We start from the raw sequence: 19,355 nt of genomic DNA on the forward strand, positions 1-19,355 counted from the left end.
GCTCCTCGCATGACGTCGGAGACAGCCGCGAGCGCACGTCGTACCGGAGAGGTGTCCTTCTGGTGGGCCGACCTCGGCCTCCCCGAGCCGCAGGACCCGCTCGCCGGCGATGTCGAGGCCGACGTCGTGATCGTCGGCGCGGGCTACACCGGGCTGTGGACGGCGTACTACCTCGCCGGGCTGCGCCCCGACCTCGACGTGCGCGTCGTCGAGCAGCGGTTCGCCGGGTACGGCGCATCGGGCCGCAACGGCGGCTGGCTGTCGGCGTCGGTGACCGGTGGGCTCGACGGCTACGCGCGCACCCACCCGCGCGCCGACGTCGCCCGTTTCCAGCTGGCCATGAACGACGCGGTCGACGAGGTGATCCGGGTCGCGGAGCAGCACGGCATCGACGCCGAGGTACGTCGGGGAGGGACCCTGCTGGTCGCCCGCAACGCCGCCCAGGCGGGTCGCGCGCAGGTGGCCGCAACGAGAGCAGAGCGGTGGCCGGAGACCGGCGCCCGGCTGCTGGGCGCCGACGAGGCCGACGCCCGGATCCGGGTCGCCGGGACGCAGGCCGCGATCTGGGAGCCGCACTGCGCACGGATCAACCCGGCGCGGCTGGCCGACGGTCTCGCGCGGGTCGTCCGCGAGCGCGGGGTGCGGATCCACGAGGGCACGACGGTCCGCTCCATCGCGACCGGCAGCGTGGAGACCGACCGCGGCACGGTCCGGGCGCGGCACGTCATCCGGGCGACCGAGGGCTTCACGGCCCGGCTCGCCGGCGAGCGTCGTACCTGGGTCCCGATGAACTCCTCGATGATCGTCACCGACCCGCTGCCCGAGGAGACGTGGGCCGGGATCGGGTGGGAGCACCACGACACCCTCGAGGACTTCGCCCACGTCTACTCCTACGCCCAGCGCACGCCGGACGGCCGGATCGCGATCGGCGGGCGCGGCAACCCCTACCGCTTCGGCTCGCGCACCGACCTCGACGGCGACATCCCCGACCGCACCGTCCAGCACCTGCGGGCCGTGCTCTGCTCGTGGTTCCCGCAGCTGGCCGACGTCGGCATCGCCCATGCCTGGAGCGGCGTCCTCGGCGTTCCGCGCAACTGGCGCGCGACGGTCGCGTACGACGCAACGAGCGGCCAGGGCTGGGCCGGCGGGTACGTCGGCACCGGGGTCACCGCGACCAACCTGGCCGGCCGCACCCTCGCCGACCTGGTCGCGGGGGACCGGACCGACCGCACCACGCTGCCGTGGGTCGACCAGCGGGCCCGGCCGTGGGAGCCGGAGCCGTTCCGCTGGCTCGGCATCCACGGCCTGTACCGCGCGTACGGGCTGGCCGACCGGCTCGAGGCACGCGGCGGGCGTCGTACGTCGTGGATCGCGACGGTCGCGAACCGGGTCAGCGGTCGGTAGGACCTTCGGGGTTCTCCTCGCGCAACCGCGGCTCGGTGCGGTTCTCCGGCCGGATGCCGTGCTTGTCGGCGTAGAACGCGCGGACCAGGTCCATGTCGGCGACCACGTCACCGGTGGGGTGGAAGGTCGGCCCCATGCCGAGCGTGCGGGTCGGGCCGTCGACGAACCCGAGGGTGATCGGGAGGCCGGTCTGCTGGGAGATGCGGTAGAAGCCGGGCTTCCAGAACTCGCCCTTGCTGCGGGTGCCCTCCGCGGCGATCACCAGCTGGAAGCTGTCGTCGCCCTCCGCCGCCTTCAGCAGTGCCCGGATGGTGGCGCCCGGGCTCGACCGGTCGAGCGGGATCCCGCCGGTGCGGCGCAGGATGAAGCCCATGGCGCCCTTGAAGTAGTGCGCTGCGATGAGCACGCGGGGTCGCGCACCGTTGGCCCAGGCGATCATCAACATCGCCGCCCAGTCCCACTGCGAGGTGTGCGGGGCGCCGACCAGGATCCCGCTCTCGGGAACGTTGCCGACCAGGCGCCAACGGGTTGCCCGCAGGACGCCTCGGGCCAACGTGCGACGGACCCTCATCCGGTGTGCCATGGCGTGACCGTAGCGGGTGCTCAGCCCGGATCAGTCGTCGAGGTCCGGCTGCCCGGCGGTCCAGGTCAGGTCCACCTCCTGCAGTCCGCCGTCCGGCGTCCAACGGTGGCTGGGCAGGCCCTCGAAGTAGAGGTCGTGGCCCACCCGGATCCCGGTGCCGGAGGCGTCGAACGAGGTCCAGGTGCGACCGTCCTCGCTCACCGCCGTCGGGTACGACCAGGCCCACCCCTCGTCCGACGCGAGCCGGGTGCGGCAGCGGAGGTTGACGTACAGCGGGTCCTCCTCGCCCCAGGTGTACGTCGGCATCGGTTCGATCGCGATGCACCGCCACCCCGGGCGAGCGCGGCCGACGACCTGCGGCGCGCTCCACTTCTCGGCGCCGGGCACGTGGACCTGGACCACGAGGCTGCGGCCGTCGGGCGAGGAGGCCACCAGCTCGTGCCAGTGCCAGAAGCCGCTGCGCGCGAACCGCCCGGCCAGCCGGTCCGAGCCGCGCGGGTAGCGGACCTGGCCGCTCGGGTCCCTGGCGACCCGGTGCCAGCGATCGCCGCGGAGGGCCAGGAACCACGCGGCCCGGCTGCGCGGGTCGACCACGACGTACGACGGAGAGAACGTCTCCAGGGGCAGCGCACACGTCCCGTCCCGACTCGTCGGCGCCGTGGTCCGCACCGCCTCGGTGAAGCCGGGGTCGCCGGGAGCGGCGGTCAGCAGCGTGAACGCGCAGGCCCCTCCTTCGCGCCGCCCGGCCACGACGCGCAGCGACCCGTCCGGAGCGAGGAGCGGCTGCCCGGCGCCGTACTCCTCGTCGGGCAGGCCGTTCGGGTGCTCGACGTGGATCTTCGCGCCGTCCCAGCGCAGGAGGCCGTCGTCGTGGGACGTCAGCACCACGTGGGCGCCGTCGGGCGTCACCTGGGGCCGGTCGCCCGTGGACCCGCCGAGCGCGCCACTCGAGGTGCAGCGGTGCTCGCGGCACACGACCAGCACCGTCACGTCGTCGGCAGCCAGGTCCTCGAGCGGGCGGTCGTCGTCGGGCATCGTGGCGCGAGGCGAGTACGTCACCGCCGCGGCCAGCGTCGGTCCGGCCACCCGGGCGCGCAGCACCAGCGCTCCGCGGTCGTCGTGGTGGGCGGCGGCCGGCGCGGACCAGGCGCCGCCGGCGTCGCGCCACCGGACGAGCAGGTCGCCGCTCTCGGCGGGCGCGATCGCGATCGCCTCCCCGTCGGGGAGGGCGAAGGTGCGGTCCCGTTCGCTGTTCCAGGTCGTGCGGGGGACGCTGTCGGCACCGTTCGCCGTGCAGGCCGCGGTCAGCGCCGACCCGACGAGGGTCGCGGCGACCACTGCCGCGGCGAACCGTGCTCCCACCGGCTCACGGTAGGTGCTCTCCGGCCGTGGCGGCGAGCAGCTTCTCCAGGATCAGGTACGACGCCACTGGTCGCGCCGACGCGACACGCCTCCGCCGTGTCTTGACTCGTTCAAGAAAAGTGGCATGCTGGGTCCCATGACGGCGCCCGACTTCCAGCAGCAGCTGCGGGACGTCGAGCTCCGGGTCACCCGGCCCCGGCTCGCGGTCCTCGAGGCGGTGCACGCGCACCCGCATGCGGACACCGAGTCGATCATCTCCGCGGCGCGTGCGCTGCTGCCGGAGGTGTCCCACCAGGCGGTGTACGACTCGCTGCACACGCTGACCCACTCCGGACTGGTGCGCAGCATCAAGCCGGCCGGGTCGGTCGCGCGCTACGAGACCCGCACCGGCGACAACCACCACCACGTCGTGTGCCGGACCTGCGGGTCCATCGCCGACGTGGACTGCGCGGTCGGCCACGTGCCGTGCCTGACCGCGTCCGACTCCCACGGTTTCGTCATCGACGAGGCCGAGGTCATCTATTGGGGCCTGTGCCCCGACTGCTCACCCCGCCCCCAGTAGGTCCCGGAAGGAACCCGATGCCCGACAACACCCAGCACACCGAGCCCCTCGTCACGGAGGAGCCGCAGGACGCGCAGCAGGCGGCCGGCAAGTGCCCGGTCATGCACGGTCTGACCCACCCCACGCAGGGTTCGCCGAACCACCAGTGGTGGCCGAACAAGCTGAACCTCAAGATCCTCGCCAAGAACCCGACCGTCGCTGACCCGTTCCGCGGCGAGTTCGACTACAAGGCCGCGTTCCTCGCTCTCGACCTCGACGCGGTGAAGGCCGACATCAAGGCGACGCTGACCGACTCCCAGGAGTTCTGGCCGGCCGACTTCGGCCACTACGGCCCGCTGTACGTCCGGATGGCCTGGCACTCGGCCGGCACCTACCGCGCCCAGGACGGTCGCGGCGGTGGCGGCACCGGCCAGCAGCGCTTCGCGCCGACCAACTCGTGGCCCGACAACGGCAACCTCGACAAGGCCCGCCGCCTGCTGTGGCCGGTCAAGAAGAAGTACGGCCGCGCGCTGTCGTGGGGCGACCTGATGATCCTCGCCGGCAACGTCGGCCTCGAGGACATGGGCTTCCCGACCTTCGGCTTCGGTGGCGGTCGCCCCGACGTCTGGGAGGCCGACGACGACATCTACTGGGGGCCCGAGTCGGAGTGGCTCGACGACCAGCGCTACACCGGTGAGCGCGACCTCGAGGACCCGCTGGCCGCGGTCCAGATGGGCCTCATCTACGTCAACCCCGAGGGCCCCAACGGTCACCCCGACCCACTGGCCTCCGCGGTGGACATCAAGGACACCTTCACCCGGATGGGCATGACCAACGAGGAGACCGTCGCGCTCATCGCCGGCGGCCACACCTTCGGCAAGACCCACGGTGCCGGTGACGCCGCGCTCGTCGGCCCCGAGCCGGAGGCCGCCCCGATCGAGGAGCAGGGCCTGGGCTGGAAGTCCTCCTTCCAGTCGGGCAAGGGCATCGACGCCATCACGTCGGGCCTCGAGGTCACCTGGACCTACCACCCGACCCGGTGGGACAACGAGTTCTTCCACATCCTGTTCGCCTACGAGTGGGAGCTCTTCCAGTCGCCCGCCGGTGCCAACCAGTGGCGGCCGGTCGACAACGGCGGCGCCGACCTCGTCCCCGAGTCGTTCGGCGACGGCAAGCGCGAGCCGCGCATGCTCACCTCCGACATCGCGCTGCGCGAGGACCCGGAGTTCCGCGAGATCTCGCTGCGGTTCAAGGAGGACCAGGCCGCGTTCACCGACGCGTTCGGCCGCGCCTGGTTCAAGCTGACCCACCGCGACATGGGCCCGAAGGCGCGCTACCTCGGCGCCGAGGTTCCGGCCGAGGACTTCACCTGGCAGGACCCGATCCCCGCCGGCACCCCGCTCACCGACGCCCAGGTGGCCGACCTCAAGACGGCGATCGCCGGCGCGGGCCTCTCGGTCTCCCAGCTCGTCTCGACGGCGTGGGCCTCCGCGTCGACGTACCGCAGCTCCGACAAGCGCGGCGGCGCCAACGGTGCCCGCATCGCCCTCGAGCCGCAGAAGTCGTGGGCGATCAACCGTCCGGCCGAGCTGGCCACGGTGCTCGCGAAGCTCCAGGAGATCGCGACCGCGCAGGGTGCCTCGCTGGCCGACACCATCGTGATCGCCGGCTCCGTAGGTGTCGAGCAGGCGGCGAAGGCCGCCGGCTACGACGTCACCGTCACGACCACCACCGGTCGTGGCGACGCCACCCAGGAGCAGACCGACATCGAGCTGGTCAACCACCTGGAGCCCAAGGCCGACGGCTTCCGCAACTACCTCGCCAAGTCGAGCAAGTTCCCGGCCGAGTTCACGCTCATCGACCGCGCCAACCTCCTCGGCGTCAGCGCGCCGGAGCTCACCGCCCTCGTCGGCGGCCTCCGCGTGCTCGGCACCAACTGGGACGGCTCGGACCTCGGCGTGCTCACCGACACCCCGGGCGTGCTGACGAACGACTACTTCGTCAACCTGCTCGAGCTCGGTACGACGTGGACCGCCACCGACTCCTCGCAGGAGGTCTTCGCGGCCACCACCGGGTCCGGTGCGACCTGGACCGGCAGCCGCAACGACCTGGTGTTCGCCTCGAACTCCGAGCTGCGCGCGCTCGCCGAGGTCTACGCCAGCGACGACGCGAAGGAGAAGTTCGTCAACGACTTCGTCGCCGCCTGGACCAAGGTCATGGACGCCGACCGCTGGGACCTGCGCTGATCGCGTGACCCGCTGACGCACTGAGCGGAGGCCGCCCCACCCGGGGCGGCCTCCGTGAGTTTTTCGGGTTCTACCGGCAGGATGTCCGCATGAGCGAGGCACCCGACAACAGCGGTATCGCGTACGTCCACGTCCCCGGCAAGCACCGCTACGAGATCCGCGACGGCGAGACCCTCGCCGGGTTCACGCAGTACCGGCTGCCGGACGACGTGCACGTCGACTTCGTGCACACCGAGGTCGACGACGCGTACGGCGGCCGTGGGCTCGCCGGCGAGCTGGTCGCCGCTGCGCTGGCCGACGTCCGCGAGCAGGGCAAGCGGATCATCGCGCACTGCCCCTACGTCGCGAAGTGGCTGACCAAGCACCCCGAGTACGACGACATCACCGACCCCGCCCGGTGAACGCCACCCCACGCCGGCACGTCTTCCTCGACAAGGCCCGGCCGGCGGCCTACAAGGCAGCACTGGCGTTGTCCGAGCAGGCCGGCGCCGCTGCCGAGGTCGCGGGCCTCGACCGGCGCTTCGTCGAGCTGATCAACCTCCGCGTCTCGCAGATCAACGGCTGCGCCTACTGCCTGGACCTCCACCACCGCAACGCGATCGAGGCGGGCGAGTCGGAGCGGCGGATCGCCGTGCTGGACGCGTGGTCGGAGACCGGCCTGTTCAGCGAGCAGGAGCGGGTGGCGCTGGCCCTGGCCGAGTCGATCACGACGCTGCCCGAGCCCGACGAGCGCATCTACGCCGAGGACATGGCCCGTGCGGTGCTGGGCGACGAGGCCTACACCGCGGTCGCCTGGGTCGCGATCACGATGAACGCCTTCAACCGGATCTCGATCACCAGCCACCACCCCGTGCGGTAGCGCGAGCCGTTCACCTCGCGCATGCCTCGTGGCCAACTGCTGCTGGTGACCGGTTGATGCTGGCTCCCTAGCCTCCGGGCGATCGCGCCGAACAGCGGCGCGGAGGAAAGGGACATCCCGAGCATGCGATCTCGCATCAAGACGACCGCACTGGCCGCGGTGCTGCTGGCCGGAACCGCCGGTGTCGGCGCGGGCCTGGCCAACCAGGCCACTGCCGCCGAGCCCGCCGCGGGCAAGGCGAAGAACGTGATCTACCTGCTGGGCGACGGCATGGGCCGCACCCACGTGACGGCGGGCCGCGAGCGCTTCTACGGCGCCGACGGCAAGCTGAACATGGAGACGATGCCGGTGGTGGGCCAGGTGTCGACGTACGCCATCGACAAGAACTCCGGCCAGCCCGGCGCTGCCGACTTCCACCCGAACCTGGTCACCGACTCCGCCTCGGCCGCCACCGCGTGGTCCTCCGGCGTCAAGACCTACAACGCCGCGCTCGGCATCGACGGCAAGGGCAACCTCGCGCCGACCGTCATGGAGCAGGCGCACGCCGCCGGCATGGCGACCGGCAACGTGTCGACCGCCGAGATCACCGACGCGACCCCCGCCGGCCAGATGTCGCACGCGCTCGCGCGCGGCTGCCAGGGCCCGACGTACTCGGCTGCCAGCTGCCAGGACAACGCGATCACCGGCACCGACCTGCCGACCAGCGACGTCCGGGTCACCCCGATCGCCGACCAGATCGCCCGCAACCAGACCGCCGACGTCATCCTCGGTGGCGGCCTGTCGCGCTTCGACGCGGCTGACGAGACCGCGCTCGAGGCGAACGGCTACAACGTCCTCGGCTCGCCGACCAGCCAGACCGTCGCGACCGAGGCGGACCTCAACGGTGCGAGCGGCCAGAAGGTCTTCGGCCTGTTCAACAAGGGCAACATGACGATCGAGAAGTCCAAGCAGGACAACCCGGCGTCGCCCGAGGCCCTCGAGCCGACCGTCGCCGAGATGACCAGCAAGGCGATCGACCTGCTCAAGGCCAAGAGCGCCGGCACCGGCGGCAAGGGCTTCTACCTGCAGGTCGAGGGCGCGCTCATCGACAAGCGCTCGCACGCCAACGACGCTGCCCAGACGCTCGAGGAGATCAAGGCGTTCGACGACGCGGTCAAGGTCGCGCTCGACTTCGCCAAGGCCGACGGCCACACCCTCGTGATCGTCACCGCCGACCACGAGTGCGCCGGCTTCAACATCATCGAGAAGGGCAGCTTCACCAACGCCGAGGCCGACGTTCCCCCGGTCAACAAGGACTCGGGCAACCCCGCCAACAGCTCGACCCCGCTGCGCACGGCCAACCAGGTCAAGGCCGCTGGTCGCGAGGCGTTCGCCCCGGCGACCTTCCGCACCAAGGACGACGCGGCGTCCGTCCACGACGGCGACGCCTCGGCCAGCCTGTGGCTGACCTACCTGTCGGGCAACCACACCGGCGCCGACGTCCCGATCTTCGCCTACGGTCCCGGCTCGTCCGCGATCGGCGCCGAGATCGACAACACCGACCTGTTCGGCATCGTCCGCAGCGCGCTGAACCTCGACGGCTCGGGCAACGTGGCCAAGGCCGCGTCGACCACCTCGCTCCAGGCGCCGAAGTCGGTCAAGGCGGGCAGGAAGGTGACCGTCAGCGTCGCCGTCACCCCGGCCGCCGCGACCGGTTCGGTGAAGATCCTCGACAAGGGCAAGGTCGTCAAGACGGTCGCCGTCTCCGGCACCACCGTCACGGTCAAGGTCAAGCTCAAGAAGGGCAAGCACAAGCTGGCGGCGCAGTACGCCGGCAGCACGTCGTACGACCCGTCGACGTCGCCGACCGTCAAGGTCCACGTGCGCTGACCATGAAGTTCCGCACCACTGCCGTCTCGGTCGCCGCCGCACTCGCTCTCGCGGGTTGCGGCGGCGCCGGGAACGGCGGCGGCTCCGCCGCCCCCTCGACCCCGTCGACCACGCCGAGCCCGGTGATGGTCACGTCCTTCCCCGACCTCCCGGCCGCGACCGGAGAGCCGGACCTGCCGGGCATCGCCACGGCCGCGCCCGCGTCCGCCGACACCGTGGGCCACATCCCCGGCCCGTTCGACGACCGCCTGCGGCTCGGCAGGCTGACCTTCGACGGCCAGCGCGTCGTCGGCGCGCTCGACGTCACCAGCGACGTGTCCGACCTGCTCGAGCTGCAGGTGCTCGCCGGCTTCTACGACGCCTCGGGCACGCTGATCGGCCGCGGCCGGTTCACCCACCACCTCGACGAGGACACTCACCACGACGACGGCCCGCCGTCGGAGCACGAGTCGTTCACGATCGCCGTACCGAAGAAGCTGCGCGGGCAGGCCGTCTCGGCCGCCGTCGGGGTGCCGGTCCTCGTCAACGAGTAACGCTTGGAGCTCGTCGAGTAGCCCGAGCCGCTAGGCGAGCGGCGTATCGAGACGTCTCGATACGCCGCTCGCTGGCGCTCGCGGCTACTCGACGAACTCAGTGCTCAGGTGATGGTCATCCCGCCGTCGACGGCGAGCGTCTGGCCGGTGACGTAGCCGGCGGCGTCGGAGGCGAGGAAGACGAGCGTGGCAGCCAGCTCGCGCGGGTCGCCCTTGCGGCCGGCGGGGATCCGCGCCTGCTGGGCCTCGAGGTAGCCCGGCGGGTAGCCGTCGGTCATCTCCGAGACGAAGAAGCCGGGCGCGATCGCGTTGACCCGGATCCCCTTGCGGCCGGTCCACTGCTGGGCCAGGTCGCGGGTCAGGCCGATGACGCCCGCCTTCGAGGCGGCGTACGCAGCCTGGGGGAGGCCGGCCGTGGTGATGCCGAGCACCGAGGAGATGTTGACGATGCTCGAGCCCGGCTGCATCACCCGGCCGCACGCCTGGGCCATCCAGTAGCTGCCGTTGAGGTTGATGTCGATGACCTGGGTGAACTGCTCGGGCGTCTCCCGCGTGGCCGGTACGGCGGTCCCGACGCCCGCGTTGTTGACCAGGATGTCGACCCGCCCGAACTCCGCCATGGTCGCGTCGACGAGCGCCTGGCACGAGGCGGGGTCGGCGACATCGGTCGCGACGCAGAGCGCCCGGTGGCCCGCGGCCTCGACGAGCGCGGCGGTGTCGGCGAGCCGGTCGACGCGGCGCGCGCCGAGGGCGACGTCCGCGCCGGCCTCGGCCAGCGCCTTGGCGAAGTCGACGCCCAGCCCGGAGCTGGCGCCGGTGACGACGGCGACCTTGCCGTCGAGGCGGAAGAGATCGGTGACGGTCATGCCCCGACGGTAGCGGCCCTGCCTGCGGCCCGACCGCGGCCAACAACTAAGGTTCACCTAACTTCCCTGATCCCGAGGAGGAGACACGGTGCAACCGGTCGCCGACCGCCCCCTGGCCGCGCTCTGGCAGCGCTACCGCCGCTTCCGTGGCCGGTTCGTGCTCGCGGTCGCGATGTCGAGCCTCAACAAGGTCGCCGACGTCGTCCCCGAGCTGCTGATCGGCGCGGCCGTCGACGTGGTGGTCCGGGGCGCGGGCTCGTTCGTGGGCGACGTGCTCGGCGTCGAGTCGCGCTACGCCCAGCTCGGCTGGCTCGCGGTGATCAACCTCGTGGTGTGGATCGTCGAGTCCGCCTCTGAGTACGCCGCCGACGTGCTCTGGCGCGGCCTGGCGCAGGGGATCGAGCACGAGCTCCGGATCGAGGCCTACGACCACGCGCAGCACCTGCACCTGGGCTGGCACGAGGCCCGCCCGCAGGGCGCGACGCTGGCCACCCTCAACGACGACGTCAACCAGCTCGAGCGGATGCTCGACGTCGGCCTGCCGCGGATCCTGCAGACCGCCCTCAACGTGCTGCTCGTGGGCGCGGTGTTCGCGGCCGCCTCGTGGCAGCTGATGCTCTACGCCTTCGTGCCGATCCCCGTCATCGTGGTCGGCTCGCTGGTCTTCCAGCGCCGGCTGGAGCCGCTCTACGACCGGGTCCGCGTCGCCGTGGCCGACCTGTCCGGCGCCCTCGGCGCCAACCTCGCGGGCATCGCCACCATCAAGGCGTTCACGGCCGAGGACCGCGAGCGGGACCGGATCGCGGCGGTGTCCGACGCGTACCGGGAGGCCAACGTCGCGGCCATTCGCTCCTCGGCCGCGTTCGTGCCGCTGGTGCGGATGGCGATCCTCGCCGGCTTCACCTGCACCCTGCTGCTCGGTGGCCGAGCCACCCTCGACGGCGACCTCGAGCTCGGCCTGTACTCGGTGCTGGTCTTCATGACCCAGCGGCTGCTCTGGCCGCTGACCGAGATCGCCGAGGTGCTCGACCTCTACCAGCGCGGGCGCGCGTCCACGGCCCGGATCCTCGCGCTGCTGGCCGTGCCGGTCGACGTACCGGCGGGGTCGGTGACGCTCGCCGGTCCGGTCGGCGGGCGGGTCGAGCTGCGCGGCGTCCGGGCCGGGTACGCCGACGGGCCGGACGTCCTGCACGACCTGGACCTCGTCGTACCGGCGGGGGAGACGCACGCGATCGTCGGCCCCACTGGCGCAGGCAAGTCCTCGCTGCTGCGGCTGGTGCTGCGCTTCGACGACCCGCGCGCGGGTCAGGTGCTGCTCGACGGCACCGACGTGCGCGACCTCGCCTGGGACGCGCTGCGCGGCTCGATGGGCTACGTCGCCCAGGACGTCTACCTGTTCAGCGGCACGATCGCCGACAACATCGCCTACGGCCGGCCCGACGCGAGCCGCGAGGAGGTCCGTGCTGCGGCGGAGGCTGCGGCGGCCGCGGAGTTCGTCGAGCGCCTCGACGGTGGGTACGACGCGTGGGTGGGCGAGCGGGGGATCACCCTGTCCGGCGGGCAGCGGCAACGGATCGCCCTGGCCCGTGCCCTGCTGCGCGAGCCGGCCCTGCTCGTGCTCGACGAGGCCACCAGCGCGGTCGACAACGAGACCGAGGCGGCCATCCAGCAGTCCCTGCGCCGGGCGGGGGAGAGGTGCACCACGATCGTGGTCGCGCACCGGCTCTCGACGGTCCGGCACGCCCACCGGATCTGGGTGCTCGACGGCGGTCGCGTGGCCGAGGCGGGCACCCACGACGAGCTGGTCGCGCGCGCCGGCGCCTACGCGGCGTTGTGGCGTGTCCAGACGGGTGAGGCCGTGGTCTGAGCAACGCCCGGCGACGACTATCCTTTGGCCGTGAGTGAAACGGCTGCATCCCCCGAGGTCCACTACGACGCCCATGCCGTCGAGGAGAAGTGGCTTCCGGTCTGGGAGCGCCTCGATGCCTTCCGTGCCGACGACGCGGCCGTGCTGGCGGGGGACAAGCCCAAGTTCTACGGGCTGACGATGTTCCCGTACCCCAGCGGTGACCTGCACATGGGCCACGCCGAGGTGATGGCGCTGCACGACGTCCTGTGCCGCTACAAGAAGTTCCGCGGGTTCGAGGTCCTCAACCCGATGGGCTGGGACTCCTTCGGCCTGCCCGCCGAGAACGCCGCGATCAAGAACGACGAGCACCCGGCGACGTACACGTACGCCAACATCGAGACCCAGTTCACCTCCTTCCAGAAGTACGGCCTGAGCTTCGACTGGTCGCGTCGCCTGCACACCTCGGACCCCGAGTACTACAAGTGGACCCAGTGGCTCTTCCTCAAGCTGCGCGAACAGGGGCTGGCCTACCGCAAGAACTCGCCGGTCAACTGGTGCCCCAACGACCAGACCGTGCTGGCCAACGAGCAGGTGCTGGCCGACGGCACCTGCGAGCGCTGCGGCGCCGAGGTCACCAAGAAGGAGCTGACGCAGTGGTACTTCAAGACCACGGCGTACGCGCAGGAGCTCTACGACTCGCTCGATGACCTGCAGGACAGCTGGATCCCCAAGGTCGTCAACGCGCAGCGCAACTGGATCGGCCGCTCCGAGGGCGCCCACGTGTCCTTCGACATCGAGGGCCACGACCCGATCACGGTCTTCACCACGCGTCCCGACACCCTGGTCGGTGCGACCTTCATGGTCGTCGCCGCCGACGCCAAGCTGGCCCAGCAGCTGGTCGCGCCGGAGCGCGCGCAGGCGCTGGAGGCGTACGTCGCCGACGTGCGCAAGGCGTCCGACATCGACCGGCTCGCGACCGACCGCCCCAAGACCGGTGTCGACCTGGGCGTGACCGCCACCAACCCGCTGACCGGCGAGCAGATCCCGGTCTGGGCGGCCGACTACGTGCTGGCCGACTACGGCACCGGCGCGATCATGGCGGTCCCGGCCCACGACGACCGCGACCGCGAGTTCGCCGAGAAGTTCGGCCTCCCGATCGTCCCCGTCTACGACGACGAGCAGCCCTACGACAAGGCCGTCGAGGTGTCGAAGGCGATCGCCGCCGTCGAGGCCAACGGCCACGGTGAGGGCACCGTCAACTTCCGTCTGCGCGACTGGCTGCTGTCCCGCCAGCGCTACTGGGGCGCGCCGATCCCGATCATCCACTGCCCTGTCGACGGCGAGGTCCCGGTCCCCGAGGACCAGCTGCCCGTCGAGCTGCCCGAGCTGCGCGGCGCCGACCTCAAGCCCAAGGGCACCTCGCCGCTGGGCGCGGCCACCGAGTGGGTCAACGTCAGCTGCCCGACCTGTGGCGGACCCGCGACCCGCGACACCGACACCATGGACACCTTCGTCGACTCGTCCTGGTACTTCTTCCGCTACCTCTCGCCCCACGACAGCACGCAGGCCTTCGACCCCGCGCTGGCCAAGGCCTGGGGCCCGGTCGACTTCTACCTCGGCGGCTCGGAGCACGCCGTGCTCCACCTGCTCTACGCGCGCTTCTTCACCAAGGCGATGCGCGACATGGGCCTGATCGACTGGGACGAGCCGTTCTCGGCGTACCTGTCGCAGGGCACGGTCATCAACAACGGCCACAAGATGAGCAAGTCGCTCGGCAACGGCGTCGCGCTCGGTGCCCAGCTCGACGAGTTCGGCGTCGACGCCGTCCGGCTGACGCTGGTCTTCGCCAGCCCGCCCGAGGACAACATCGACTGGGCCGACGTCTCGCCCGCCGGGTCGGCGAAGTTCCTGCAGCGCGCGTGGCGGCTGTCCGGCGACGTGACGTCCGCCGTCGGCGTGGACGTGAGCGCCGGTGACGTCGCGCTGCGCAAGGTCACCCACAAGACGGTGCACGAAGCCGCGCAGCTGCTCGACACCTACCGGTTCAACGTGGTCGTGGCGCGCACCATGGAGCTCGTCAACGCCACGCGCAAGGCGATCGACTCGGGCTGCGGCCCGGCCGACCCGGCAGTGCGCGAGGCCGCCGAGACGGTGGCGATCCTGCTGTCCCTGGTGGCGCCGTACACCGCCGAGGAGATGTGGGCCCGGCTCGGCCACGAGCCGTCGGTCGCCCAGGCCGCCTGGCCCACCGTCGACCCCGCGCTGCTGGTCGAGGACTCGGTGACCGCCGTCGTCCAGATCCAGGGCAAGGTCCGCGGCCGGCTGGAGGTCGCGCCCGACATCAGCGAGGCCGACCTCGAGGCCGCCGCGCTCGCCGACCCGGCGGTCGTCAAGGCGATCGACGGGCGTCCGGTGCGCAAGGTGATCGTGCGGGCACCGAAGCTCGTCAACATCGTCGTCTGAACCCGAGCGGCGTCCCCGACTGGGGGAGCCGCTTTGGTGTTCCCTTGCAGGAACCCGCTCCGAATGATTGACTGGTCAGTCAAACAACCAGAGGAGCGGCCATGGCCAGGGCGAGCGTCGAGGCGGAGCGCAAGGAGCAGATCCTCGCGGCTGCCTGTGAGGTCGTGTCGGAGATCGGCTTCAAGTCGCTGCGCATCGCGGACGTCGCGAAGCGGGCCGGCACCAGCACCGGCACGGTGCACTACTACTTCGACACCAAGCGCGACCTCATGCACGCCGCCTTCGACTGGAACTTCACCCAGTCGCTGGGGCGCCGGCGCGAGATCCTCGAGAGCGACGCCTCGCCGAGCCAGCGGCTGCGTGAGTTCGTCGAGTCCTACCTGCCCGAGGGGGCGGCCACCGTCGGCGCCTGGCACGTCTGGGCGGAGCTGTGGGTCGAAGCCCTGCACGACCCTGACCTGCAGGAACTCAACGAACGTGTGTACGGCGAGTGGCGCCGCGCCGTCGCCGCGATCATCCGCGACGGGCAGGATGCGGGGGAGTTCCGCGAGGGTGATCCCGTCGTCTTCGCCAACGGCCTGATCGGCATGATCGACGGGCTCAGTCTCCAGGTCCTCCTCGGCTCGCGCAGCATGACCGCAGACCGCATGCGCGCGGTCTGCGAGCAGGTCCTGGGCTGGTTCTTCCTGGCGCCCTGACGGACTCTCCTGACGTCCCCGCGAGGGGCCGGCGGCCCTGTGCCGCCGGCCCCTCGCGGCATTTCTGACTCGCGAATCAGGAATCTTCGGGGTAACCCTTGACACACCCCTGTGGCGGCGATCACGCTGGTGCAACATAACTGACGCACCAATCAACTTTGGAACCAGGGGTCTCACATGAAGCGAGTTCTGTCGGCGGGTGTCGCACTTTCGGCCGTGCTGGGCCTGGCGGCCTGTGGTGCTGCGGGCAGCAGCGGCGACCAGCTCACGGTCGTGATGTGGGGTGGCCAGGACCAGAAGACCCACGTCAAGGAGGCCATCCAGCCCTGGGCCGACGAGGCAGGTGTGACGATCAAGCAGGACTCCCCGAGCGACTACGCGAAGTTCCGCGCCCAGGTCGAGTCCGGCAAGGTCAGCTGGGACGTCGTCGAGGTCGAGCCCAACTTCGCGCACACCGCCTGTGACAAGGGATGGGCCGAGAAGCTCGACACCGGCGTCGTCGACACCGCCGACCTCAACCCCGTGGAGGTCACCGACTGCGCGATCCCCGTCCTCGAGTACGCCTTCACCATCGGCTACAACACCGACACCTTCAAGGACGCGCACCCCACGACCTGGGCCGAGTTCTTCGACACGAAGAGGTTCCCGGGCAAGCGCGGCTTCTGGAAGTACGCCACCGGCGCGATCTTCGAGGCCGCTCTGCTGGCGGACGGCGTGAAGCCCGACGAGCTCTACCCGCTCGACATCGACCGGGCCTTCAAGAAGCTCGACACGATCAAGGACGACATCGTCTTCTACGAGACGGGCGAGCAGCAGCAGCAGCTCGTCGCCTCGGGGGAGGCGCCTCTCGTGCAGGCCTGGAACGGCCGCATCTACTCGGCCGCCAAGGAGGGCCAGCCGGTCGCCAACGAGTGGAACGAGCACCTGCTCTCCTACGACCAGCTGGTCATCCCGAAGGGCGCGAAGAACGCGGCGAACGCCCAGAAGTGGATGAAGTGGTACGTCGAGCACCCGGAGGCCCAGGCCGGCTACTCCAACGCCACGGCCTACGGCCCGATCACCGAGGCAGCGCTCGAGTACGTGAAGCCCGACGTGCTCGCCGAGCTGCCGACGTCGCCGGAGAACGCCCACAAGCGCGCCGCGATCATCGACTACGCCTGGTGGGCCGACAACTACGACGAGGTCTCGGAGCGGCTGAACGAATGGGCCGCCCAGTGAGCTCGACCGTCACCCCGACGATGCCGCAGGAAGCGGGCCACGCGCCCGGCGCCGGGAGCTCGCCGTCGCCGGCGCGACGCCGGCCGCGGATCCTCGACGGCTGGGGCCTGCTGGTCCTGCCGCTCGTGGCCTTCCTGCTGGTCGTCTTCGTCGCGCCGCTGGTCTCGATCTTGGCGCGCAGCTTCACCGACCCGACGACGGGCCTGGACAACTACCGCGACTTCCTCGGTTCGCCGGTCTACCTCGACGTCCTCGGCAACACCTTCCGGATCTCCGGCCTGGTCACCCTCGTCACCCTGCTGCTCGGCTTCCCCTACGCCTACATGATGACGCTGGCACCGCCGTTCTGGCGCAACCTGATGCTGGTCGCGGTGCTCATCCCGTTCTGGACCAGCCTGCTGGTCCGCACCTTCGCCTGGGTGCTCATGCTCGGCGACACCGGCGTGGTCAACCAGTTCCTCATGTCGATCGGACTGATCGACGAGCCGACCCAGCTGATCCGCAACCAGACCGGCGTCCTGGTCGGCATGGTCCAGGTGATGCTGCCGTACGCCGTGCTCCCGATGTACGCCACCATGCGGCAGATCGACCGGCGCCTGGTGCAGGCCGCCGAGGGTCTCGGCGCCCGCCCGATCTCCGCCTTCTGGCGGGTCTATGCACCGCTGACCGTGCCCGGCGTCGCCGCATCCTGCCTGCTGGTCTTCATCTCCTCGATCGGGTTCTACGTCACGCCGGCCCTGCTCGGCGGGCCGAAGGACATGATGATCGGCGAGCTCATCGTCCAGCAGCTGTCCGCCGTACTGCGATGGGGCTTCGCCTCCGCGCTGGCCGTGATCCTGCTCCTGGTGACCGCCGCCCTGCTCCTGCTCGTGTCGCGCATCGTCAACATCGGCAAGTTCATGGGAGGCGAGCGATGAATACCAAGCTCCTGTGCCGCGGCGCCCTGGTCGCCCTGGTCGTTCTGACGGCGCTCTACCTGGTCGCCCCGGTCTTCTTCGTGATCCCGACGTCCTTCAACGACAGCTCGTTCCTGGAGTTCCCGCCGAAGGCGTTCTCGACCCGCTGGTACCAGGCGTACTTCGACGACCCGGCCTGGATCAACGCCACCCTCAACTCGCTGCAGATCGGCTTCTGGGTCACGATCTTGTCGGTCGTCCTCGGTACGGCGGCTGCCATGGCCATGGTCCGTGGTCGCTACCCGGTCAAGGCGCTGGTGAGCGGGCTCGTCCTGGCGCCGGTGCTCGTGCCCTACGTGATCATCGGCCTCGCCGTCTACGCGGTCTTCCTCAAGATCGGTCTCACCCAGTCGGTGCTCGGCTTCGTGCTCGTCCACACCGCGCTGGCCGTGCCCTTCGTCGTGATCAACGTCAGCGCCGCTCTGGTGAGCTTCGACGAGCGCCTCGAGATGGCCGCGATGAGCCTGGGAGCCAACCGGGTCACGACCTTCCTCAAGGTGACCCTGCCGTGCATCGCGCCCAGCGTGGCGGCCGGAGCCCTGTTCGCCTTCATCACCTCCTTCGACGAGGTCGTCACCAGCGTCTTCCTGGCCGGCCCCGACCTGAGCACCCTGCCGGTGCAGATGTGGAGCGGCGTGCGGGTGCAGATCGACCCGACGGTCGCGGCCGTCAGCACGATGCTCCTGCTCGTCACCCTCGCCCTGTTCGCCTCGGCCGGGCTGGTGCGCCTCTTCCGCGCCCGCCGCCTGGCCAAGGCCGCCTGACCACCGACCACTCCACGCACCAGCAACGGAGCACCCTGATGTCCCAGAACCCCAGCACCACCAGCACCCTCGCCGGCACCGGCGTCTCCATCGACATCCGCAACGTCGTCAAGACCTACAAGACGATGACAGCCGTCGACGACGTCTCCCTCACCATCGAGCCGGGGGAGTTCCTCACCCTGCTCGGCTCGAGCGGCTCGGGCAAGTCGACCCTGCTCAACATCATCGCGGGCTTCATCAGCGCCGACGGCGGCTCGATCGAGGTCGGCGGCAAGGATCTGACCAAGGTGCCGCCGTACCGCCGCGACCTGGGCATGGTGTTCCAGCACTACGCCCTGTTCCCGCACATGTCGGTCTGGGACAACATCGCCTTCCCGCTCAAGCGCCGCGGGGTCGCGAAGGCGCAGGTCGCCGAGCGCGTGCAGCGCGCGCTCGACGTGGTCGAGCTCGGCCACCTCGGCAGGCGCCGCCCGGCGCAGCTCTCGGGCGGCCAGCAGCAGCGCGTCGCACTGGCCCGGGCGATCGTCTTCCAGCCCCAGGCCCTGCTCATGGACGAACCGCTCGGCGCCCTCGACAAGCGGCTGCGCGAGCAGCTGCAGCTGGAGATCAAGCGGCTGCACCGCGAGCTCGGCACCACCTTCGTGTTCGTGACCCACGACCAGGAGGAGGCGCTCGCCATGTCCGACCGGATCGCGGTCCTGCGCGACGGCGCGCTGGTCCAGGTCGGGACCCCGGTCGAGCTCTACGAGCGCCCGGCCAGCCGCTACACCGCGGAGTTCCTGGGCGAGTCGAACATCTTCACCGGCCGCAAGCACGGCGTCGACGACGGCTCGGCCCTGGTCGTGCGTCCGGAGCACGTGCGGCTCAGCGCGGCGGGGAGCGACCTGCCGTCGGGCCACAGCACGATCGACGGCGTCGTGCGCGAGGTCGTCTACCTCGGCTCCGGCCTCCGGGTCGAGGTCGCGCTGCCCGACGGCCGCCACCTGATCACCCGCTCCGAGGTCCGCGGAGCGCTCACCCCCAGCCCGGGCCTGCCGGTCGCCGCCCACTGGCACCCCGAGCACGCCCTGGTCGTCGCCGATGACTCGGCCGACACCGCCGCCTGACCTCCCCCGACATCCCTCATCGAGCAAGGAACCGAGAT

The 19,355-nt window shown here is 70.9% G+C and carries 17 protein-coding genes; 14 read left to right on the forward strand and 3 right to left on the reverse strand.

Annotated features, from left to right (window positions below; genetic code table 11):
• The first annotated feature begins 9 nt into the window (after positions 1-9).
• Entirely contained in the window at positions 10-1,404 is a 1,395-nt protein-coding gene (locus ACZYRU_RS18270; RefSeq protein ID WP_488958511.1) for an NAD(P)/FAD-dependent oxidoreductase, read from the forward strand.
• Here ACZYRU_RS18270 and ACZYRU_RS18275 read toward each other — a convergent pair.
• Positions 1,391-1,987, reverse strand: coding sequence for a 1-acyl-sn-glycerol-3-phosphate acyltransferase (locus ACZYRU_RS18275; RefSeq protein WP_488958512.1), 597 nt, complete (start codon positions 1,985-1,987; stop codon positions 1,391-1,393). The genes ACZYRU_RS18270 and ACZYRU_RS18275 overlap by 14 nt on opposite strands.
• Positions 1,988-2,017: 30 nt before the next feature.
• A complete protein-coding gene (locus ACZYRU_RS18280) occupies positions 2,018-3,349 on the reverse strand; it encodes a hypothetical protein (RefSeq protein WP_488958513.1) in 1,332 nt (443 codons plus the stop codon).
• Positions 3,350-3,485: 136 nt separating this feature from the next.
• On the opposite strand from ACZYRU_RS18280, the gene ACZYRU_RS18285 reads away from it, so the two are divergent.
• The 6 genes from ACZYRU_RS18285 (at position 3,486) to ACZYRU_RS18310 (ending at position 9,397) form a co-directional block, all read left to right on the forward strand.
• Positions 3,486-3,911, forward strand: a complete 426-nt coding sequence (locus ACZYRU_RS18285; RefSeq protein WP_488958514.1) for a Fur family transcriptional regulator — start codon at positions 3,486-3,488, stop codon at positions 3,909-3,911.
• A gap of 17 nt (positions 3,912-3,928) precedes the next feature.
• Positions 3,929-6,136 (forward strand): catalase/peroxidase HPI, encoded by a 2,208-nt coding sequence (katG, locus tag ACZYRU_RS18290; protein WP_488958515.1) that lies wholly within the window; start codon positions 3,929-3,931, stop codon positions 6,134-6,136.
• An 89-nt stretch (positions 6,137-6,225) separates the two neighbouring features.
• Entirely contained in the window at positions 6,226-6,537 is a 312-nt protein-coding gene (locus ACZYRU_RS18295; protein ID WP_488958516.1) for a GNAT family N-acetyltransferase, read from the forward strand.
• Positions 6,534-6,995, forward strand: a complete 462-nt coding sequence (locus tag ACZYRU_RS18300; RefSeq protein ID WP_488958517.1) for a carboxymuconolactone decarboxylase family protein — start codon at positions 6,534-6,536, stop codon at positions 6,993-6,995. The genes ACZYRU_RS18295 and ACZYRU_RS18300 overlap by 4 nt, the downstream gene beginning before the upstream one ends.
• Positions 6,996-7,118: 123 nt before the next feature.
• Positions 7,119-8,864, forward strand: coding sequence for an alkaline phosphatase (locus ACZYRU_RS18305; RefSeq protein ID WP_488958518.1), 1,746 nt, complete (start codon positions 7,119-7,121; stop codon positions 8,862-8,864).
• 2 nt (positions 8,865-8,866) lie between these two features.
• Complete coding sequence (locus ACZYRU_RS18310; RefSeq protein ID WP_488958519.1) at positions 8,867-9,397, forward strand: hypothetical protein; 531 nt, start codon at positions 8,867-8,869, stop codon at positions 9,395-9,397.
• 104 nt (positions 9,398-9,501) lie between these two features.
• Here the strand turns inward: ACZYRU_RS18310 and ACZYRU_RS18315 are convergent, their stop codons facing one another.
• Positions 9,502-10,263: an SDR family NAD(P)-dependent oxidoreductase gene (locus ACZYRU_RS18315; RefSeq protein ID WP_488958520.1), complete on the reverse strand. Its 762-nt coding sequence runs from the start codon at positions 10,261-10,263 to the stop codon at positions 9,502-9,504.
• Between the two features lie 88 nt (positions 10,264-10,351).
• Here ACZYRU_RS18315 and ACZYRU_RS18320 point away from each other — a divergent pair, with 88 nt between their 5' ends.
• The 7 genes from ACZYRU_RS18320 to ACZYRU_RS18350 all read left to right on the forward strand — a co-directional run bounded on the left by ACZYRU_RS18320 (position 10,352) and on the right by ACZYRU_RS18350 (position 19,317).
• Positions 10,352-12,130 (forward strand): ABC transporter ATP-binding protein, encoded by a 1,779-nt coding sequence (locus ACZYRU_RS18320; RefSeq protein ID WP_488958521.1) that lies wholly within the window; start codon positions 10,352-10,354, stop codon positions 12,128-12,130.
• A 30-nt stretch (positions 12,131-12,160) separates the two neighbouring features.
• Positions 12,161-14,575 carry a leucine--tRNA ligase gene (gene leuS / locus ACZYRU_RS18325; RefSeq protein WP_488958522.1) on the forward strand — a complete coding sequence of 805 codons (2,415 nt, stop codon included), beginning with the start codon at positions 12,161-12,163 and terminating at the stop codon, positions 14,573-14,575.
• A 101-nt stretch (positions 14,576-14,676) separates the two neighbouring features.
• The gene (locus ACZYRU_RS18330) at positions 14,677-15,273 is read left to right on the forward strand and encodes a TetR/AcrR family transcriptional regulator (RefSeq protein WP_488958523.1); all 597 of its coding nucleotides are present in this window, start codon (positions 14,677-14,679) and stop codon (positions 15,271-15,273) included.
• 177 nt (positions 15,274-15,450) lie between these two features.
• Positions 15,451-16,491: an ABC transporter substrate-binding protein gene (locus tag ACZYRU_RS18335; RefSeq protein WP_488958524.1), complete on the forward strand. Its 1,041-nt coding sequence runs from the start codon at positions 15,451-15,453 to the stop codon at positions 16,489-16,491.
• Positions 16,488-17,408: an ABC transporter permease gene (locus ACZYRU_RS18340; protein ID WP_488958525.1), complete on the forward strand. Its 921-nt coding sequence runs from the start codon at positions 16,488-16,490 to the stop codon at positions 17,406-17,408. Before ACZYRU_RS18335 ends, ACZYRU_RS18340 begins: the two co-directional genes overlap by 4 nt.
• A complete protein-coding gene (locus tag ACZYRU_RS18345; RefSeq protein ID WP_488958526.1) occupies positions 17,405-18,211 on the forward strand; it encodes an ABC transporter permease in 807 nt (268 codons plus the stop codon). The genes ACZYRU_RS18340 and ACZYRU_RS18345 overlap by 4 nt, the downstream gene beginning before the upstream one ends.
• A 38-nt stretch (positions 18,212-18,249) precedes the next feature.
• Positions 18,250-19,317, forward strand: a complete 1,068-nt coding sequence (locus tag ACZYRU_RS18350) for an ABC transporter ATP-binding protein (protein ID WP_488958527.1) — start codon at positions 18,250-18,252, stop codon at positions 19,315-19,317.
• Positions 19,318-19,355 lie beyond the last annotated feature (38 nt).

The organism is Nocardioides sp. F233, from assembly GCF_057813895.1.